This window comes from Flavobacterium soyae (assembly GCF_045348165.1).
GTDB classification, from domain to species: Bacteria; Bacteroidota; Bacteroidia; order Flavobacteriales; family Flavobacteriaceae; genus Flavobacterium; species Flavobacterium soyae.
The window spans coordinates 4,439,571-4,461,705 of sequence record NZ_CP150845.1; the positions used below are offsets into that span (position 1 = coordinate 4,439,571).

11 protein-coding genes are annotated in these 22,135 nt (G+C 35.6%); 5 read left to right on the plus strand and 6 right to left on the minus strand.

Features of this window, described 5'->3' with window-relative positions:
- Window positions 1-313: 313 nt before the first annotated feature.
- Complete coding sequence (locus AABD74_RS18665; protein ID WP_406843891.1) at window positions 314-1,243, plus strand: hypothetical protein; 930 nt, start codon at window positions 314-316, stop codon at window positions 1,241-1,243.
- A 640-nt stretch (window positions 1,244-1,883) separates the two neighbouring features.
- Here the strand turns inward: AABD74_RS18665 and AABD74_RS18670 are convergent.
- Genes AABD74_RS18670 through AABD74_RS18680 form a run of 3 tightly spaced genes read right to left on the minus strand, consistent with a single transcriptional unit; the run spans window position 1,884 to window position 4,563 of the window.
- Window positions 1,884-3,407 carry a DUF1254 domain-containing protein gene (locus AABD74_RS18670; protein WP_406843892.1) on the minus strand — a complete coding sequence of 508 codons (1,524 nt, stop codon included), beginning with the start codon at window positions 3,405-3,407 and terminating at the stop codon, window positions 1,884-1,886.
- Window positions 3,408-3,443: 36 nt separating this feature from the next.
- Window positions 3,444-3,809 (minus strand): DUF1214 domain-containing protein, encoded by a 366-nt coding sequence (locus tag AABD74_RS18675; protein ID WP_406843893.1) that lies wholly within the window; start codon window positions 3,807-3,809, stop codon window positions 3,444-3,446.
- Window positions 3,760-4,563 (minus strand): DUF1254 domain-containing protein, encoded by an 804-nt coding sequence (locus AABD74_RS18680; RefSeq protein ID WP_406843894.1) that lies wholly within the window; start codon window positions 4,561-4,563, stop codon window positions 3,760-3,762. The genes AABD74_RS18675 and AABD74_RS18680 overlap by 50 nt, the downstream gene beginning before the upstream one ends.
- A gap of 409 nt (window positions 4,564-4,972) precedes the next feature.
- Between AABD74_RS18680 and AABD74_RS18685 the strand changes: the two genes are divergently transcribed.
- Both AABD74_RS18685 and AABD74_RS18690 read left to right on the plus strand, forming a co-directional pair.
- Window positions 4,973-5,896 carry a hypothetical protein gene (locus AABD74_RS18685; protein WP_406843895.1) on the plus strand — a complete coding sequence of 308 codons (924 nt, stop codon included), beginning with the start codon at window positions 4,973-4,975 and terminating at the stop codon, window positions 5,894-5,896.
- A gap of 539 nt (window positions 5,897-6,435) precedes the next feature.
- Window positions 6,436-10,719 carry a T9SS type A sorting domain-containing protein gene (locus tag AABD74_RS18690; protein ID WP_406843896.1) on the plus strand — a complete coding sequence of 1,428 codons (4,284 nt, stop codon included), beginning with the start codon at window positions 6,436-6,438 and terminating at the stop codon, window positions 10,717-10,719.
- Between the two features lie 219 nt (window positions 10,720-10,938).
- Here the strand turns inward: AABD74_RS18690 and AABD74_RS18695 are convergent, their stop codons facing one another.
- Window positions 10,939-12,138 (minus strand): FAD-dependent oxidoreductase, encoded by a 1,200-nt coding sequence (locus AABD74_RS18695; RefSeq protein WP_406843897.1) that lies wholly within the window; start codon window positions 12,136-12,138, stop codon window positions 10,939-10,941.
- A gap of 167 nt (window positions 12,139-12,305) precedes the next feature.
- Between AABD74_RS18695 and AABD74_RS18700 the strand changes: the two genes are divergently transcribed.
- Window positions 12,306-13,280 carry a helix-turn-helix domain-containing protein gene (locus tag AABD74_RS18700; protein WP_406843898.1) on the plus strand — a complete coding sequence of 325 codons (975 nt, stop codon included), beginning with the start codon at window positions 12,306-12,308 and terminating at the stop codon, window positions 13,278-13,280.
- 254 nt (window positions 13,281-13,534) lie between these two features.
- Here AABD74_RS18700 and AABD74_RS18705 read toward each other — a convergent pair whose 3' ends face one another.
- Together AABD74_RS18705 and AABD74_RS18710 are read right to left on the minus strand one after the other, a co-directional pair.
- Window positions 13,535-15,973 (minus strand): TIM-barrel domain-containing protein, encoded by a 2,439-nt coding sequence (locus AABD74_RS18705; RefSeq protein WP_406843899.1) that lies wholly within the window; start codon window positions 15,971-15,973, stop codon window positions 13,535-13,537.
- Between the two features lie 154 nt (window positions 15,974-16,127).
- Window positions 16,128-20,144: an ATP-binding protein gene (locus tag AABD74_RS18710; protein WP_406843900.1), complete on the minus strand. Its 4,017-nt coding sequence runs from the start codon at window positions 20,142-20,144 to the stop codon at window positions 16,128-16,130.
- Window positions 20,145-20,505: 361 nt separating this feature from the next.
- Here AABD74_RS18710 and AABD74_RS18715 point away from each other — a divergent pair, with 361 nt between their 5' ends.
- A complete protein-coding gene (locus tag AABD74_RS18715) occupies window positions 20,506-22,128 on the plus strand; it encodes a hypothetical protein (protein ID WP_406843901.1) in 1,623 nt (540 codons plus the stop codon).
- Window positions 22,129-22,135 lie beyond the last annotated feature (7 nt).

The following is a 22,135-nucleotide window of genomic DNA, read 5'->3' on the forward strand; positions in this document are numbered from 1 at the left end:
CATTCAACTTTATCAAATCATCAATAAAAAGGGCTCGAAAATTGTCACATCGACCTTGAAGGAGAAACGGTTATTCCATCAATAATAGCTAATATATAATTTAATATATCAATTAAGATTAGCAACATTGGATTGGATATGCTAACTTAGCCTGAAGATTTAGTTAGAAATAAAAAATCTTAAAACGAAACATTACCCAAAATTTATCTCTCATTTTCGTTCATATATCCTACTTATCAAATTGTAAAAAATCGTATAGTATATTTATTATGCAATTGTCTTAAAAATATCAAAAGATAATAAAACCTATCAAATGAAAAAAGCAGTGACTTTTATAATTATAATCTTGAATTTTTACACTAGTCTTTATTCCCAACAATTAATATTGGAAGATGCTGTGTATTTCAAAAACCCAAATCCAAATGATGGCATTTGGTTAGAGAAACCCAATAAAACAGATACAACAAAATTCAAATATTCAAAGAACAATCTTACCTATAAAGTGGGCAGGGAATTCATTTATGACTATTATTTTATTGACAAGTCTGGGGCGAAAAAAAAATTTTTGCTTACAAATGACCAAACATCAATTCAAAATTTGCTTAATCTAACAAGTTATGAAAAAATTACAGATACTACTATTGACAAAATTAGACTTACAGTAACAGATGCAAAAGAAACATATCCAGCCTGTACAGCTGATTCTACTTGTACACAAACTGTAATCAGCTATTCTTACCTAACAACAAATCAAAAAGTTTGTAATTCCGCTTGCAGTTCTGTAAAAAGCAAGAAAAGCAATGAGTCTTATTGTTCGTGTGGTTCCGTAGCTACAGGTATTTATGATAATAAAAAAAATGTATGGATGCATCCGCCAAGGCAATATACTTTTAAGATTTTGCAGCTTAATCCGTTTCCTTTTTATCAATTAGATAAATCAATTAAGAATTGGGCTTGGCATTTAGAAATTGGAGGTGCCTATTTAGATCCTCGATGGGTTAAAACAAAAGATAATATTAAAGTTCGATATGAATATGAAAGGCAGAATGATGAAACTATTAAAACAACATTTGGCAATATAAAATGTAACGTAACCAATGCTATAGGCTTATCTCAATCTGAAAACTTTAGTATGAAAACAGGTTTGAAGAGTTATTACCATCCAGATTATGGTTTTGTAAGACTCGAATATATAAATATTGATAATTCAAAAATAGTAATCCAACTTGTAGAGGTAAATTAGAATGTGGATTTACAAAATTTGATTGATTATCCATAACGATGTTTTCGGCTATCGTTATTTAAAGCAAATCAGTTCTTTTATGTTTATGATTCCGAAGGGGGAACGATTATTCCACCAACACTTTTTAAAATCCTAAAAATTAGGAGAGACGACCTGATAGTTGTTCTTTTCATTTTAAATAATGCCAACATCGTGGCAACAGAGGTTAAAAAAAATAGAAACGCAGGAAATACGTGGGTTTCAAGCTTAAGGTTCGAATCCTGCTCTCCCCACAAAGGATAAAAGAAGTGAAAACAAAAGTTTCTCAATCTTTTCAAAAAACGTGGTAAAACCTGCAAATCCCAGGATTCGCAGGTTTTTTTCTTTTATACTGCTTTTCAAATTTTTTAAAATAAAACTACTCAAAATCTTTGGCAAAATCGTGGAAAAATATCCATGGAGGGATACCTTTTTTGCCATAAAAACTAAGGTGGTTTATCCAGTTATCAATTTAAAAATTGATTTCGGCAGTTTTATGGCAAGATTACTGCTCCACGGTATTTCAAAGTAAAATTTAAGTAATTGCAATATATTTCAGTATTCAATTTAAGTATATTAAACCTTTCTAGGATTCTAATATGCCAAATGCGTATATCTAATTCTATTTCATTTCAATGATATCATCGAGTTTCCATGTTTTATCAAAGAAAGGATCAAGAGGTCCATAGAAACGCACTAAAACAAAATATCCTTTACCTTTGACAGTCTTTATCCAGTTTTTTTCTTGCCCTTTTGGCAACTCGGGCCCAAAATAAACATCTATTGAACCGTCAGAATTACTCTTAGGTCCTGTATATTGGCTTACTGTTGGAAAAGGTCTGCCATTACGAATCATCGAACGGCTTTCTGAGTCATAAGCCACAACAGACCAAAAGTTTTTTACAGGAATATTGGAAGGGATATGCAGTTTATAATTTTTGCTTCCATCTAAGAATTCTCCATCGGCTGCTCTTGGCGTACATAAATACTGTGACCCTCCGCCTACAATCTTCAACACCATTGCAGGTGACATTCCAATTGCAATATAAGCAAATGCCGCACGTCTGTCCGTATTTACATAACCTTGTGAATCCCAAGTCGCACTTCCGCCAACAAAAGCCCACTCCCACCTTCTATCCGTATAAACTAATCTTTCAGGTTCATCAGAGGCAAAACTTTTAACTCTTGCCAAAGCAGAAGCCGTTTGTGCCGCATCATTTAATAAGTTTTTGCGATTAGCATCCAGTTTAAAGGGCTTTCCTTTTTCAATCCCTATGGAAGCCAGTAAAAACTTTTCGTTTGTCTGTAATTTATTATCAGGTTCCGTTTGAATAATTTCATTTAAATCGGTAAAAAAACTGCTGTTATCTGAAAAAATAGTATTAATCGCTTTTCCTGACCCGTTTGTAAACTCCATTACAGGAGGATTTGATACTTTTGATAATGGATAGATTTTTGCAGTTTTCATTAGAGCTACTGCCTTATCTGTTTTACCATCCTGCTGAAACCCCCGCACCCCAAAAACTACTTTATACGTTGTAGATTTTAAAACCATGTAACCAGCCGGAATAGTTCCTTTATAATCTGGCGGTAATAAAATATATTTTCCGCCTTTTCCCTTATCCATCCCCGTTGGTCCTATATTGGCTATTTCACTCTGCCAAATATCACTGAATCCTCCAAGCATCATGGCAGGTACTTCTACTACTACTGCACCGTCCCGTTTCAAATCTATCGAAGCTAACCCGTAAACCGTTTCACTATTACCTGTCAGTAAAAGCGTTTCTGCATCCATTAAAGTTTCCCAAATCACCAGTTGATTAGTTTTTCCGGCCCCTGCTTTTGCAACACCTTTCCAAACTGCATACCATGAAACACCATGAATCTGATCAAGATACACTTCAATTGCCCGGTTATAAACCAAAGCTTCATTCAATTTTTTTACAGATTCTGACGTAGGATAACCATTTTTGAATTCGAAGTCTCCTAATCGTGACCTTACAGTTTCTGTACCAATCCAGCCATTGGAATTATTGCCAAATCCTTTAATATTTGCAGGCTCCGTATTTGAAGTGTTATCTTCTTTTTTAGAATTAGTACATCCTATTATAGATAATAAGACCAAAATTAATATTGATTTTTTCATAGCACAAAGATTAATTGTTTAGTATATGGATAAAATTCACAATTCTTCGATCTCTCCAGACTGCCATTTTTTATCAAACCAAGTCTGCAGCGGTCCGTATAGACGAAGTATAACAAACCAGTTTTTACCTGGTATAATCTGTATCCAGTTATTATCTTTTCCTTTAGGTGATTTTGGTCCAAAATAAACATCAACGGAAATGTCCGCATTAATTTCAATTTCTTTGTTCTGGTTTCCAAGACTTGGAAACTGCTGATCGGTCTGAAGCATAGAGCGGGGCTGCAGATCATAAACAACAAAGTACCAAAAATCTTTTGCCGGTATTCCGGCAGGAAGATGAATTTTATAATTTTTACTGCCATCTAATATCAGTTTTTTGGAATCTATGAAAACACCCCGCATATTGTGATCCCAATCTTGCTTTGGCAATAGACATTGCAGGGGTAATTCCTGTCGCTGCAAAGAAAAACATGCTGCGTGCATCAATTAATCTTACATCATTATGTTCAAAAAGATAACTGTTTCCTATAAATGGATTTTCCCAAGCACTGTCTAGAAACAGATAATTCCAATAATTAAATGAGTAATAAGTAAAATATCCTTTGGGTATATCTCCTTTATAATCCGGAGGAACAAAAAGAAACTTCCCTCCTTTTCCCTTATCAAGACCGACATTACCGATATCGGCAACATAATAAAACCAGTAGTCATTTAGAAAATCCAACACATTCGGCGGCGTTTCAATTACTATTGGCCCATCTTTCAAATCCAGCCATCCAACAAGATAAACAGATTTAGAGTTGGCAGTAAAAAATAATGTTTTTGAATCCATTCTATCTTCAAAGACAACAACAGACTGGTTATTTACACCGAGGCTTTTCTGTCCCTCCCGCATAGCATACAGCGAAGCAGCCGGTATAGCGGTTAAAAAAGACTGAACGCTGCGCTGGAAGTCCAATTTATCATAAATTTTCTCCACTGTCTGATCATCAGTAAAACCATCATTGAAATTTAGTGTTCCAAGTCGGGTATCAATTTTGTCAGGAATAATTATCGATTTAGGGATTTCTGTCTTATACTTATGTCCATATACAGTGAATCCTATAAATGCTAAAATGACATAACCAATTAGTTTACTGCAGGCTTTAAAATTCATAATAATAAGATCTTTTAAAGTTAATATCTCAAAATTACCTATATATAAGATTATCGCCAGTCAAAAACTGGTTGCAGATTATAATCTGCAACAAAGTTCTTTTTGAAGTTTTCTTTAAGTTTCTACATTTTTCAAAAAAAAAAATACTTATTTACCATTTCAAAAAGAACTATATTACTCATTTAAAAACGAATTAATAGTATCATAAATTAATCTTTTAAGTTTTGCGAGAAATCGTTTTGAGAAATGGAGACCTAGAAAAACAAAGACCTGCCAGATATTCAAATTAGAAATGCAACAAATACAAGCTTTGTCTAATTTGGGTTTGAATTTGGAAAGTTCCCAATTGTGACCTAACTTGGCAGTAAGAAGTTAATTAATAATTTTTAACGTTAAAAACAAAATGAGCATGAAACAACTGAAATCATTTATTCTGCCAATGATAATATCAGTTCTTGTTTCTTCTTGCTCAACTGTTTTGAACAGCACAAAAATTGATTATTTAACAAGCAATTACTGCCAGCCGACCATTGATTATGATTATTCTAAACTTGAAATGCCTAACAATAAAATACAGAAACAAGATAGTATTTTAAGTGCCAATTTATCCAAACATGATATCTTAATCAGCAATGCTATTGGTATTGAAACTTATTTAGCAGAATATCTTCAAATAAAAAATGATACCTTAAAAAAATTAGTTTTAAAACAAAAAATTACTGACCGCTTAATGCTTACCAGTATAGAAATAAATGCATTGGCTTCAGAATTAGACTGCAATGGTGAACGTATAAATAAATTAGCCGATTTTGTTAATGCTGCCAATAATAAAAAGAATAAAAATCTTACTGTAGCTTCAGTCACTATAGGTGCACTGACTACTGTAGCAACCGTTTTAATAAAAAATAATAATTCCAGTAATGCAGTTGGTGTGAGCGGTGGATTATTAAGTGCCGGATTAGGGGCGCTTACAATTTCTCCTAAAGGGAAAAAAATAAATTTAAAACTTCAAAGAAACCTTCTGAAAAACATTTGGTACAATGACAATTCTAACATGACATATCCAAACTCTATATGGACTATTATAAACGAGAAACAATTTAGTAATTCCGGAAAAAATGACTTACAGGAAAGCATAAAAAATCGATGGTTACAATACAATTTTGATGGAAAAATAGATTCTAAAACCGAAAAACTTTTTTTTGATGACGGTGGAATTTATACTGCAGATGATTTGTATTCGAGAGCTAATATGTTAAATGAGCTTCAAGCTACCATTCGTTCTCTGGAACAAGATTTAAAAAGTTTATCGTTAAGACTGAATGTCTTTTAATATCTGCAAAAATTTGAAGCTGATAAATTCATTTTTACCTAATTACAATAAATTTAAAGACAGTGATAAGTTAAGTGATATCATGCTTCACAAAGTAAATTATGAATTTTAATAAGGTTTAAAATCTTTTTAAACTAAAAAAGAAAGCTCTCAAATTTGAGAGCTTTCTTTTTGTATTTTTGAAACCAAACCGGTTTGCGTTTTTAGCATATTTGGTTTTTCCTATTATATATTAACCCCCATTATTTACCATTTATGAAAAAAAATATTCATCAGTTTCGTTCCGACTAGTTCACCACAACAGATCAATCTGGTTAAAAGGCTGCTCTTCTTAGTACTTACTATACTGAGAAGCAGAGTCCTGCGATTTCCTATTTGTTTACGATCGCAGACGGCTCGATTCCTTTTGTACCTCCCCTTGTTTTCTTACCCCAAAAAAACCTATTTACTTAACCTGGCCTGCTCGTTCCTCGTGGTCTTCTGCAGTCCCTTATAGAAGAACCGGACAATAAAGAACGACGGCAGCTAATTTTAAATTAATGAAAAAATTTAATCTGATTTTATTATTCGGAATTCTCTACCTGACCCTTGGTATAATACCCAGTGCCTCGGCGCAAAAAAAATTCGTACACCCGGGAATCCCCTTCACCCAGGCAGATTTGAATCAATTAAAGGCAAATATCACTAAAGAGCCATGGCTTTCTGGTTACAATGCCTTAAAGAATGATCCAAAATCCAAACTTTCATACAATCCTCAAGGTCCTTTCCCAACCGTCAGTCGAGCCCCTAATTTAAATAATATTCAATGGAAAAGCGATATGCAGGCTATCCATAACCTGACCTTCATGTACGTATTTACAGGAGATCCGGCCTATGCCAAGAAAGCAACAGACCTGCTAAATGCCTGGGCAGTAACCAATACTTCCTGGCAAGGTAATGAAAACATGCTCGATATTGGCGATTATGTACCATATTTCGTTACGGCAGCAGATATTTTAAAAAGTACCTATCCGGGATGGACTGAAACGAATACTACTAATGTAAGAAACTATTTTGCAAATGTAATTTACCCCACATCATGGGTACCCAACCCATTGAGAGACTGCAATAAAGGAGCTATTCAGCTGATGATTGGTTTAAGTGTTGCTGCCTTTCTGGATGATGAAACTAAATGGAATCAGTCTATTGAAGTCTATCGTATGGACGCCGGGGCCGCACTGCGTAACAGTACTCCCTCGGGACAGGTAGGAGATACAGGCCGTGATGACCACTGGTTTGTACAAGCCTTTTCACTGGCCTGGGGTGCAGAAGTTGCCTATAAACAGGGCGTGGATATGTTTGCGGAAATGGATAACCGTCTTTTGGCAATTGGTGAATTATACAATCATTATGCAATAGATCCATCCGGTCTTACTTATATTCCTTACGGTGGATATTCCGTATACTGGTCTCAAGGCTGGGGTATACCAAGCGGAGCCCGTAAGCAGCATCCTTTTAATAATATTATTCAGGGTGCATACTCAGTTAGAAAGGGAATGCCAACTCCCTATACGGATAAAATGCGTACTCTAACTGGAGAAAACGGATGGTCCTTTTTATATTTAAAATCCTCGGATAATTCAACAGCCACAGCAATGTCCCCGATAGTTTATCCGTCGCAAAACGTTGTTTCTGCACCCTATTTAACAAATATCGACATTGGAAATCCCGGAATTAAAGGCAGTGCAGCTTACAATGCCGGAATCTGGACAGTAAAAGGGGCCGGATATGCTCCTTCAAATTCAAACAACTTTACCTTTTGTCCTGTGAAAGGCAACGCTGCCATTGTCGCTAAAATCGAAAGTAACAGCGTCGCTGGGGCTATAAGCGGTCTTATGATTAGAGAGTCCCTGGCTGCCGGCTCAAAATTTGCTGCCATAAATTTTAATCCATCAGGTCCTGTCAATCTGAGCAGCTCCGGTGCAAGTGCATCAAACAGCGGGTATACTCATTACGCTGTCAATTCTGCATGGTGGTTGAAATTAGAGCGCGTTGGTAATAGAATATTTGCCTATCATTCACATGACGGGGTCACATGGACAAATATCGCCCTGTTTATTATGACACTTCCAGAAGATGCTTATATCGGGTTCTATACCTCATCCAAGAATGCATCTGTATTGAACACTGCAGTATTTAGCAACGTTGCAATCAATAACAATTTTGCTGCCGGATCACCTGATATTACAAGCAATAAATTTGCATCCGGAGTGGTAGGAAGTCCTTTTAGCTATATCCTCATTCCAACAGCAGGTTCTACGACTTACGCAGCATCGGGGCTTCCTGCAGGGCTTAGTCTGGACGCTGTTACAGGAATCATATCCGGTACTCCCACAACAAGAGGAACATCTGTTGTAATTGTAGAAGCTTCCAACGGAAAGGGAATCTCCAAAACAGCGGTAATTATTGATATTACCACTAATAAGGCTCCGGGTGCGATAACTAAATTAACTGCTGCCGCTTTCAACTCCAGTATAAAACTCGAATGGCCGGGTGGTCCAAATATCACATCATATACTGTAAGCCGCGCATCAGCCAGCGGTGGGCCTTATACTGTAATACAAAATAACCTTACTAATAATTTTTTTACAGACCCTTCTCCTGCATATGAAATAAATAATTATTACATAGTAACTGCATACAACGGAAATCTGGCAAGCGGTATTTCAAATGAAGTTTTTGCATCAATACCACCAGAAGTTCCCTCACAGCCAGCCATAACCAGTGCAAATGGACAGGTTACCCTTACCTGGAAAGCTGCTGTGGGAGCTAAAGAATATAATATAAAGCGCGCTGTAACTATGGGCGGTCCTTATACTATAATTGGAACCGTTCCTGCTACAAACTACACTGATAAAGCCCTTGTAAACGGTGTTGGATATTATTATGTAATATCATCCGTGGGTGCAACTAAGGAGAGCGAAAACTCTGACGAAGCCTTTGGTGCAGCCGGTTCTAGTATTAGAACATGGAGCTCTAACCCTTCTTCGCAAAATTGGAACCAAAATGCTAACTGGGCTGAAGCCGTAATACCTTCAAGCCCTGCCGTCTTAAACTTCAATACTTCAACTAACACAAATCTTTATAACGACATCATAAACCTTGAAATTTCCAGAATCCTTTTTGAACCAGATGCTTATCCTTATACCATAGAAGGAAACAGCATAAGTTTAAAAAACGATATTGTAAATAATTCTTTAAATTCCCAGTCGTTAACCAATGCAGTGACTATCAATTCGCAGGCCATTATAAATCCTCATACGGACGATCTTAGACTCTCAGGAATAATCTCCGGCACTGGGGGCTTGGTTAAAACCGGAGAAAAGTTCCTGTTTATTTCTGGCATTAATACTTACGAGGGAAACACAGTGATAAACGGGCCTTCAGGAGGCTGGCCGCCACAGCGTGCTGTCGCAATAGCAGGCCATGGAACTGGATTAGAGGGGAAGCCCGATTCCGGCCCTTTAGGAAAAGGAAAAATCATTCTCAATGGAGGTACACTTCTATCAGAGGGCGGAGATGCCACTCTGTACAATGATATAGAAGTTACCGATGGAGTTAGAAGCTATATGTATGAAACCAGTTATGCTATCAATCTTAGAGGCAGGCTGATTGGTAAAGGCACCCTTGAACATGATGGAAATACCTATGCCGGACTGCATTTATTTGGTGATAACAGCCTATTTGCCGGAACATTCTTTTCCAAACAAAGAAGCGGCAATCAGAGAGTCAGATTTGAGGTGCCGCAGTCAGGAAGCGCCAACGCGGTATGGCATCTGGATGCCAATGGTGTTGACTGTCACAGTATCCAATTTAAAACAGGCACACTGCATTTTGGTGCACTGACAGGAAGAGGATATCTGAGAAATAATGCTGGAGGTTCACCTTATATCAGTATTGGAGCCCTGAATACCGATTCTTATTTCGGAGGGACATTTGCCAATTCTTTAAATGTGGAAAAAGTAGGGACAGGAAAATTAGTTTTCACCGGAAATCATGCTTATTGGGGTATTACAACTGTCAAAAAGGGTAAATTTCAATTAAATAATGATCCTGCAACCGGAGCTTTTATAAGTCCGATAACGGTGGTAGAAGGGGCTTTAGGAGGAACAGGTGTGAGCCAGTCCTCTGCTGTTATTGGATCAGGAAGCGGATCTGGAGCCAAACTTGAACCAGGAAATGATGCTATAGGTACCCTGACACTCTCTTCTCTGACTTTAAATGCAGATGCCGTATACAGTGTCGAACTAGATTTAAAAACCGAAGCTTCAGATAAAATGATAACTGGCAGTGTAATTCTCGCAGATAGTCCTTCCTTGGAAATTATTGGAAATACCGGCACACTGCCCTATGGCACAACATATACAATTATCGACAATAAAGGAGACGGAACTGTAACTGGAATATTTAAGAACCTCCCGGAAATGTCCCTGCTGAGGGTTGGAGACTATAGTTTCCGTATTACCTACAAAGGAGGTACAGGAAATGATGTCCAATTGCTGGACAACCGTATTTTTGCGGGAAACGCTGACGAAACTACTGATGCAGAAGACGAAATTATTGTTTATCCTAATCCTGCAGCTACCATGTTGATGGTGAAAGTTAATACAGTGAAAAACAATACTATTCTTGAATTATACAATTCTTTAGGAATGAAAGTTAAGTCTCAGCCTTTGACAAGTAAAACAGAAACAATTCCATGTGAAAATTTGTCTGCTGGAATCTATTTCCTGAAGGTTATCAGTGCAAATAAAACTATCGTGAAAAAAATTATACGAGAATAAAAATTTTTTAAATTCTTTAGCCGCCATGTGCAGCTTCAACTGCCCCCAAATAATTCTATTTGGGGGCAGTTTTATAGAAAGATAAATCAAAAAGTCAAGTACGATTATGAATTAAGATTTCAGCAATAAACTAAGATTAATCCTGAAATATAAAAAAACTGCCGGTAATTGACTGTAGAATTCGTAACATGGGGTCTAATCTTATTTTATGTAATTGTATTAACCATTATTTTTATGCGAATAAGTCCAGCCATAAATCCAGTCAAGCTGCTGGATTTGTCTGCCGATAAAGAAACCAATTAAGCGGTCACGGAACCACGCTGCTATTGGATTCGTTTTTGTTTTAGTATCTCCTATTTTTCTAGCGCTTTTTATTATTTTTTCTACTCTGGGCTGGCGCTCGGACTGAAAAATCTGAAATGCAGTTCCGTAGTCTTTATGTGATTTTAATAACTCAGCAATTACAACCGTGTCTTCTAATGCTAATGAGGCTCCCTGCCCAATATGCGGAGAAATACCATGTGCAGCATCTCCAATAAGGCAAACTCTGCCTTTATGCCAATGCAAAATTTTGGGTACATCATAAATAGGATAGGCAATAATCTCATGACTGTTTTTGATTATTTTGGAGAATAAGGGATCATCATTTTTATGAACATCTGCTAAATGATCCTGAATTTCAGTTTTCAATGTTTTCTCTATTTCCTGCGGCTTTGGCTGCTGTTCTCTAAAATAATTATTGAACCACCAAACTTCGCCCTTATCAGAAACCGAATAGGCAAAAAATCCCCTTTCACCAAAGGTCATTCGTATTGAGTCCAGCGTTTTTGAAAGCTCTGGAATCTTTGCATAACCGCCTGTAGAAATGAGTTTTGTATATTGAATTGCTGAAACCTCTGGAAATAATTGATTCCTAACCTCAGAAAACATTCCGTCGCAGCCAATCATAATATCACCGGTAACTGCAGCTCCATCAGCAAAATAGGCTATTACCTGCTCATTTGTTTCACGATAGCTGACAAATTTTTTATTGTATTCTATTTTTATGCCGGCATCAGTTGCTGCTATCCGGGCATATTTATTGAGGTTTGCCCGTTTTAACTGAAGTGTTTCTACACCATATTGCTGTTTCTGATAAGTTGTATCCAGTTTTGCTATTTGTTTTCCTTTAGAATTGAAAAATTTCATTGAACCGGGAGTATAATCTTCTTTGAGCCTCCTCAAATCAACAAATTCTTTCAATACATTCAAGCCATTAGGAGTAAGTCCCAAAAAAGCTCCCTCTTTTGTATTGTCTTCTGATCTCGATTCAAATACTTCAGACTCAAAACCTATTTTTTTCAACTGCAGAGCCAGTATTGGCCCTGCAACACCGGCACCAATTATGATTACTTTTTTACTCTCTTTTATTGCTGTCATTTGTCTTAATTTTTTAAAGTTTACTATTTTGGGTAATCATCAGTATATGGATTTTTTTCTAACTTTGATTTTATTTATTCCTTACATAATGGCACGATACAAAATTATTGCATTACCAAAAGGCAAACTTGCAAAAAGAGGAATTAGACTAGTAAATCAGGGAGCAAATGGGATTTGAGTTAAGAAATGATAAAAAGGCATTTAAAATGGCCTTTGATGAAAATGGCTCTGGCAATCATGATTTTAAAGAAGATGACTTTAAAATAAACATCCCTTTTGGACAATTAACGGCCAAGCAATGGCTTTTTGATGATATCAAGATTCTTTATTCTGAAACTTATCTTGATAAACCAGCCGAATTGGATTGGAAAGGAGATATGGAATTAGTAACCATGCACTTTAATCTGCAGGGGAAAACTTCAATAAAACAGGATGGGATGAGCAATTCCTTTGAGTTGAATGGGAATCAGCATAATTTATTCTATGGCACCGCAGCTGAAGGTAAAATGAAGTTTGATGAATTGCGGATGAAATCATTTATGGTTCAATTTACAAAGGATTCTTTTTTGACGATATCAAAAGACGGGAATGAATCCCTTAAGCAGTTTGCGGACAAAATAGTCTCGGGAACACCTGTAACTTTTTCAAATTCTAATCTAAATATTGATCTGCCTATACAGACCTGTATCAATTCGATTTTGAGCTGTGATTATTCGGATGGACTAAAGAGGTTATTTCTTCTTTCAAAAACGATTGAACTACTTGTTTTGCAAGCTGAATCATTTAATAACTTTCAAAATTCAAAATCTGAATATATAAAACACGATTACGACAAAGAAAGAATTGTATTTGCCCGTGATTATTTGGTTAAGAATATAGAGTCACCGCCTACGCTGATAGAATTGGCAAAAATAGCAGGGATAAATGAATATAAATTAAAACGAGGGTTTAAGGAAATGTTTAATCAAACCGCTTTTTCTTATTTATCTGACTTACGTTTAGATCTGGCAAAAAATGATTTGCTTGAAGGCAAAAAACAAGCTACTGAAATAGCATTTGAACTGGGCTACTGTTCATTGCAGCACTTTAGTAATTCATTCAAGAAGAAGTTTGGCATTACGCCAAGCCAGACGAGACGTTGAGGATAAAGAACAGCCAGACAAAATGTACTAAATGAAATATAAAATAAGCTGCCCTTACAGAACTTAGCATCCTTTGTGTAAAAATCGTTATCATTGACCCTGAACTCAGGAAACATTTTAAACATAGTAAAGAGTTATAAAAAAAGCGCAAAAGTCAGGGACATTTGCGCTTTTTTAAGGAAATAGTTCTTGGAACAAAGAAAAAATATAATTGTATTTTTTCAATCTGCTTCACTCATCTTTTAGGTATAGTATTAAAACTCCTCTTCTACTTTTTTACCATTATAATTGATAACCTTTTCCGAACCATTCGGCATTACAATAGTAAATTTTCTGCTGGTTAACATTCCATTATATTGACCTTTTCTATTTGAAATGGTTAATCTTTTTGATGTTTCATTCCATAAAAATTCAATTTCAGAATAAGCTCCCTTCTCATAATTATAATTATCAAACTCATCCTCATAAAGCACAAAAGAACCATCTTTACCCGGATATACTTTTATCTCCAGATTGTCCCATTTTTTCTCGGCTGCAAATTGCACTTTAGGACCAAACGGAATAATTGCCCCTTCTTTTACATAAAGCGGAATCATGTCAATGGTTGTTTTTCTTATAATTTCCTGACCTCCTTTAATTTTTTCATTTGTCCAGAAGTCGTACCAATTTGTACCAGCCGGCAGATATACATTTCTTGATTTTTTTGTTGTAAAATCTACAGTAATTTTTTCTGTATTTTTTTTATCCCCTTGTTTATCCCAGCCTGTTGCTTCATTAACTTTTACTATTTTCTCCGGAGTGTATTGCGCCTCTACAATTGGAGCTGCCAATATAGATTTACCAAACATAAACTCATCTTTAATATCCCATCCTTTTTTATCAGCTGGAAAATCCATAAACAAGGCACGCATAAAACTGGATTGTTTGCTGGTAACTTCCCATGATGTTGAATAAATATAAGGCAGAAGTGTATAACGCAGATTGATGATTTTATCTATTGCATCATAAATTGGCTCTCCTTTTTTGCCAAAATTATAAATCTCCCTTGGAACATCTGTTCCGTGAGAACGCATCATTGCATTAAAAGCACCAAATTGAATCCAGCGTACGTAAAGTTCCTGATAAAGCGGGTTTTTAGTACCTGATCCTTCATTCCATGCTTGTATATAAGCCCCCGCAAAAAAACCTCCTATATCTGAATTCCAATGCGGTATCCCCGTAAGGGTAAAATTCAAACCGGCAGGAATCTGATTGCGAAGGGTTTCCCAGCTTGAACCTGTATCACCAGACCATGTATTGGCTCCGTAGCGCTGCTGCCCAGCAAAAGCAGATCGGGTTAAAATAAATACACGTTTGTCTGCTGTAGTTTTACGCTGATGGTCGTAAACTCCGCCCACGGTCATTAAAGGATATGCATTTCGTACTTTTCTAAAAGATCCCAGATATGTTTTTGTATCATAATCTTCTGGTTTTATCTGAAGATGATCCGGTTCTGTCGAATCCATCCACCAGCCGTCAATTCCTATAGAAAGTAATCCCTTATTGGCATATTTCCAGTAAATATCCCTGGCTTCAGGATTATAAGCGTCATATACTCTCACTCCCGACGGATAATCCATATTTGGAGGCCAGATTTCTGAGCCGGATTCGGGCCATGTTTTTATATTAAATAACATTCCTTTTTGATCCATTTCCTTATAAGGTTTTGTCAATGGACCAAAAGAAGACCAAATCGAAATAATCATATGTGCATTAAGGTTATGAACATCGTCAACCATTTTTTTGGGATTTGAAAAGTCAGGATTCAAAAAATCCATCGCATTCCATAAATAATTGTTGCCCCAATATTGCCAGTCTTGTATTATTCCGTCAATTGGCACCAATAGCTCACGATACTTTTTAACGACATCGACCAATTCATTCTGACTTTTGTATCGCTCTTTACTCTGCCAAAAACCATATGTCCACAATGGAAACATTGGCACTTTACCAGTCAATTCCCTCATTTTACCAATAACCCCATCTGCATTACCTCCATACATGAAATAATAATCAACACCATCTCCTACAATCGATTTAAATGAAGTTTCGCTGGCATCATCTGTAAATTCTGTTGGAGAATAATTATCCCAATAAAGTCCGTACCCTTTTATTGATTGAAAAAAAGTCACGGCATCTTCTACATTTCCCTGCTCTAAATGATATTTTTGATTTCTTTGGTTTAAATCTCCTCTTTGATGCTGTCCCAAGCCGTAAATAGGTTCGTCTTTATCTAAGATAAAAGATTGTGTGACCGTAAAAGTTTTGACTCCTGTATCATCAAAAGGTTCAAATTTTGTTCCTTCAGGTTTTTCTTTTAATAATTCCTTTTTAGAGGCTGCAAATGCAACATTTCCTGAAACAGTATTTACACTAACAGTTAATTGGTCTGATTCTAAAACGATAATATTGTCAGCCGTTTTGACACTAAAACCAGTTTTTGCAGACTTTAAAACCACCGACAGACTTTCTTTTGAAAAAGTTTTCCCAGCAGGAAATTTAATAACCCTGACAATAGCTGGACTGTAAAATTGTATTTCTATACTATTGCCATTTGCAGTAGTCTTAATTCCCTGAGTGGTTTTCTGGAAATTCTGCCCATTACTATGAATGCAAAAAAGCAGCACAGTACATAAGGAGTAAATAATTTTCATTTCAATTGAGTTAAATAGTTTATAGTAGGATAAAAATAGCTTTTGTCCTTTTTAAAGCCTTTAAATTATGTTGAAACAATTATAACTCATGTTGAAATCAAATTGTAAAAAACTACAAGACACAAATAATCAACACCTTAACAGATAATTAATTTTATCCTGTTGAAACATTTTCCTCCCTGCTTTGGCTTGGTGTTTTGCCAAAAGCTTCATGAAAGCATTTCGTAAAATAAGAAATACTATTAAAACCGACCTGATCAGATATATCTGCGATTGTGAGTTTTTTATCCAATAATAATTCGGCTGCTTTTTTAAGCCGGATAGTACGAATAAAATTTGTTGGAGAATGATCTGTAAGCGCCATAAGTTTTCGATACAAACCGGTACGGTCCATATTCATGTCCTCACTGAACTTTTCTACGGTATATTCAGAATTAGACAAATTATCAAAAACACATTGAAAAGCACGTTTTAAAAATTCCTGATCAATGGGATTATCCGTCAATGCATCAATTTTTACTTCTTTTTCTTTAATGAACATTTTTCGTCTCGTATCGTTCAGCTCCAATAATTTATTAATTCGAAGTACCAGCAGATTAATATCAAATGGTTTTATCATATAAGCATCAACTCCTGCCTCATAGCCTTCAAATCGAGCTTCATCAGAGGCCCTGCCGGTAAGCATAATAATAGGAATATGACTTATGGCAATCGTATTTCGAACGGATTGGCTTAATTGCGGGCCGTCCATTTTGGGCATCATCATATCTGTTATAATAAGATCAGGAACATGCTTCATTGCTTTCGTTAAACCGTCTTCTCCATTATTGGCAGTGATTACATCATAATACTTTTTCAATTCATCAAACAAATAACCTCTAAAAATAGTGTGGTCTTCAACAATAAGTATGCTTTTTCTTGTTGATTCTTCTCCTGCTTCAAAAGGTAGTAATTCAGCTTTTTTCTGAACCGATAACAGTACCTTAAAACAAGTTCCCTGTCCTGGATTACTTGCTGCGCTGACTAATCCGCCATGCATTTCTGCATAATATTTTACCATGTACAGCCCTATTCCACTTCCGCTTGAAATTTCTTTTTGATTGTCTGCCTGATAAAAACGATTAAAAATATGATCTATTTCTGTTTTAGAAATTCCAATACCAGAATCTTCAACTAAAATTGTCAGCACTTTATCTTTACTGTCAATTACGGCTGAAAATTTAACTTTACCTCCTAAACCTGTAAATTTAAAAGCGTTAGAAAGCAGGTTAATTATTATTCTGGTAATTTTTTGCCTGTCCAGGTACAAATCATCGTTTTGCTGGTCTATATTCCAGGTAAAAGAAATTCCTTTTTCCTCTGCAATTGGTACATACGCAGTACACAATTCCGTCAGGAATGAAAGATTATCATAAAAATTACGGTGCAGTATTTCTTCTCCTGTATCTATCTTTTTAAAATCAAGCAGCTGATTGACAGTATCCAATAAAAGATCGCTATTGGAGCTGATCCTCAGGAGTTCTTTTTTTATTTTCTGATCTTCGACTTTTGCAAGCAGCGATTTTAAAGGTGTTATAATAAGTGTGAGCGGCGTACGCAATTCATGGCTCATATTGGTTATGAAATCTGATTTTGCTCTTTCTATAGCATAATCCTGCTGTTTTTTGCGGATTAAAATATTACGCTTTACAAGAGCTTTAGAAATTAAAGCAATACCAATACATAATAATACAAAATAGAGTATTTTGGCAAAAGCTGTATTCCATATAGGCGGTTCGATAATAATTAAAAGATTTTTTTTCCTGCCCGGCCAATGTATGCCGTCAGAACTGGCTTGCACCTTAAAAATATAATGACCGGGAGTTATATTTGTATAACCAGCCTCGCCTATTCCGGATGTGAAATTTTCACTGCGCCAATTTTGGTCAACATCCTCCAATTTGTATCTGTAATAAGTCTGTGATGGGTTTTTATAATTAAGTCCGGAAAACCCAATACTAAAAAAGTTTTGATCGTACTTGAGCCTTAAAGTATCTGTTGACGATATTGCATTATTTAAAACAATATTTCCATCTATTTTCTCATCAATTATCACATTTTTTCCAAACAATTTGAAATTAAATAATATTGGATTAAGAACAAACTGATTGTCTTTAGAATCATTTTTCTGCAGATTATTCATACCGTCTATTCCGCCAATAAACAATCCATTTTTTGAAGAAATAAATACAGCACGATCAGTAAATGGATATTCCAAAACTCCAGTATATTTATCGTGATTTATGATTCTAAAAGTAAGTCCGCTTGCTGTTCTTTTTTTTATAATATGGCTTACACCGCGTGAAGTTGTAACCCAAAATGAACGATCTTTATCTTCAACTATTGCTTTAATACTGTTGTTTACTAAACCTTTATCTGTATTTATTTCATATAACTTTTGATTTTTATTGTCCCAAACCGTCAGGCCGTTATAAGTTCCTACCCATAAATTTTGTTCAGAATCAGATAAAAGACAGCTGTATTTATGGTTCTTTTGGCTGAACATCGGCATTTTTTTATGCTCCTTTTCCAAAGGCATACTAATTTTATCGCCTGCAGCATTCATTATAAAAGGACCATTTGACGAAATACCAATCAATTTCTGATTCCATTCAGTCATTTGAAATACATTCACAGGAGAATTAATCAAAGGCAAAAGACCGAAAGACTGCAGCGTTTTATTCCACTTTAAAATCCCAGTGCCTGTACAAACGTATATATCACCTTGTTTGGTTTCATATACAAAACCAGCAGATTGTTTCGTATATTGTTTTATAAAACCATCACGTCCAGATACATATAGACCTTTATTGGTCGAGATCCATATTTGACCTGTAGAATCTTTGTGAAGGGAATGACAGTATAAATCTGGAATTAATACCTTGAATGATTTAGTTCGGTTAAGAGGAAGTTCAGCAGCATACAAAGCTTCATTAGTGCCAATAAGTAATTTATTATCAACAGTCTCTTCAAAACAATTTACCTGAAATTCCTCATTACTTTTTAAATTAAAATTGCTTTTTTGATAATATTTGAAACGGGAGCGATCTGGATGCTGATAATAAATTCCTTTATTTAATGTTCCTGCCCAAAGTCCTCCCTGACGATCAAATAAAACAGTACTCACTTCGGTTTTTATTTTATGACCATCTGTCAGGGTCAGCTCAGGATAAAAAGTACCAACAGTATTTCCTGATTTAAAGTACCAAAGGCCTTGACTGCAGCTCATAAAAAAATCCCCATTATTATTGGCAGCGAAAGTATTCAGCCAATACGTATCGGCCTGTAATACCACTACTGATTGTCTTGTTTGAGTATCATATCGAACCAGCTGCCCCTTACTTATTCCAGCTCTTATTACATATATATAATTACCTACAGCCGCTGCGTGATTCCATTGTGTAAAACTACCTGATGCATCCTTGACAATGAATTCCTTATAAAGTTCTTTTGCCGATGAGCGGTCAAAACAGCGAATTAATCCTGATTTGTATATTAAATAGACTTTCTTTTTGTGAAGAACCAGATCGTAAAGTATTTCATCAGCACCACCCTTTAAATCAATTTTATTTAAAAAAGTAATCACTTTTTTTGATCCTTGCTCATAGCAAAGCAGCCTGCCTGAATTATTTACAATCCAGATGTCTTTTTTTTCATCAACGAATAAATTAACTGGTGTGCCTTTAAAACCTAATGAGCTTAAGACTTTAAGCGGATTTGCTTCGCTCTTTTCTTTGGAGATATTAATCAGGCTGATTTTTCCTCTGTATTTAAACCAAATACGATTGTTTTCTAAATAACTGTGATGAAAGCCCGTATATGATATAAGTGGAGCTGAATTGTCATCTTCAATTTCTATTGTCTTAAAACCTGAACCATCATACAAATTGAACATTCCTTCAGTAAAAACACCAATCCTGCCATCATGCAATTCAATAAAACTGCGGATTTTCTCTTCATTAAGCTGCTGTCTGTCTTCAATTGGAGAAAATATAAAGTCTTGCGAAAAAACGTCATGCCCATAAGAAAAAAAGGCTAAGCTGATAAAAACCTGCACACGCAAAGACAAATTGAAAATACAATTTTCATTTTTTAAAATGGGTACGAAAAATTTAAATAATAATCTTTTCATTAATTTTCTGTTCCTTCTTATTAAAAAACATTTGAATATTGAGACGTAAATATACTTCCTAAATTATTAATCTAATTTACAGCTTGTAATGAAATTTAAATTATTTTTAAAAGTCTAGTGACAAAAAAACACCATATTTTATTGATTATAAATATTTTATAAAACATAATAAATAAAAAAGCAGCTGCTATACTTTAAGACGTTTAAAAAAATTAACATAGCATTAACAAACAGAACAGAACGCATTGCTTCAAATTAAAATTTACTTTTGAAATGTTAACTTAAATGGTTTAACAAAAGCTGTATATATGAAAGAGTTAAACTTTCTCTTTCGAATAAGCCTCCAAAAAATGAATTGAGTATGAAAATCAGGATAAATAGACTGGGTTTGTTAAAAGTATTATTGTATTCATTGATATGCACCCCTGCTATGTCACAATATCAGTGGTCTGTTCCACTTGCAAATGTTGTTTCTAATGAAACCAAAGGACATCCTGAAGCTTTTTTATGGATTCCTGAAAACTGCAGGCAAGTTCGTGCTGTTATAATTGGTCAGCACAATATGACCGAAGAAACCATATTCGAGCACCCAAAATTCCGTCAGGAAATGTCAAAATTAGGTATTGCCATTATTTGGGTAACTCCCGGATTTGATATGACATTTGATTTTAATAAATCGGCCGGCAGGGATTTTGAATCCCTTATAAATGACCTTGCCAGTGTATCTGGTTACTCTGAACTTAAATATGCGCCCGCAATACCTATCGGGCATTCGGCTTTTGCTAGTTATCCATGGAATTTCGCGGCATGGAACCCTCAAAGAACTCTCGCCGTTTTATCCATTCACGGCGATGCTCCGCTGACCAATCTTACCGGAAGCGGCAGGCCAAATCCAGATTGGGACAATCGAAACATCGATGGCGTTCCAGGTTTAATGGTCGAAGGAGAATACGAATGGTGGGAAGACAGGGTGCAGCCTGCCCTCAATTTCAAACAACGTTTCCCTCAGGCTGCAGTTTCATTTCTATGCGATGCAGGACATGGACATTTTGATATTTCAGATGAATTGATTGATTATTTAAATTTGTTTATTAAAAAAGCCGTGCAGTACCGCTTACCATTAAAATCACCGCTGAACGAACCCGTAAAACTAATTGCGGTAGATCCGCTTAAAGGTTTCCTTAAAGAAAGATGGAAAAAAGACCTTAAGCCTGCTTATGCTTCTGCATCCTACAATCAATATAAAGGAGATAAAAAAGAGGCTTTTTGGTATTTTGACAAAGAAACTGCCGATGCCGCAGAAGCTTTTTATGCCAAAGCAAGAGGTAAAAAAGAGCAGTATCTTGGTTTTGTTCAAAATGGAAATTTACTTGCTTTCAATCAAAAATCTCATGCGCGCATTCAAGGAAAATTTACACCGCAAACTGATGGATTAACCTTTACTCTTAAAGCCATTTTTACTGACTCTTTAAGAAATAAAACCACGACAGATCATGCTCAAAATAAAATAAAAATCAGCCGGATTTGCGGTCCTGTAGAGCAGATTAATGACACTACTTTTACCGTACGTTTCTACCGAATGGGACTCCATAATGAGAAACGCACCGGCGATATCTGGCTTATTGCAAGTAACCCGGGAGATAAAAAATACAAAAGCAGTGTACAGCAATTCAATATAAAAATCCCTCTGCAAAACAAAGATGGAGCCGAGCAGCACATCAGCTTCCCTTCTATTTCAAATGTAAAAAAAGGGACTAAGTCCTTTTCTTTAAATGCTGTTTCAGACAGCCAAATGCCTGTCTATTTTTATATTAAAGAAGGCCCCGCTATAATAAAAGATGGGAAATTAGTTTTTACTAAAATACCGCCGCGCTCTCAATTCCCTATTAAAGTAACAGTCGCTGCCTGGCAGTATGGACGGGATAGCGAACCTAAAATAAAATCTGCAGAGCCTGTTGAGCAAACTTTTTACATTTTAAATTAATCCCCCT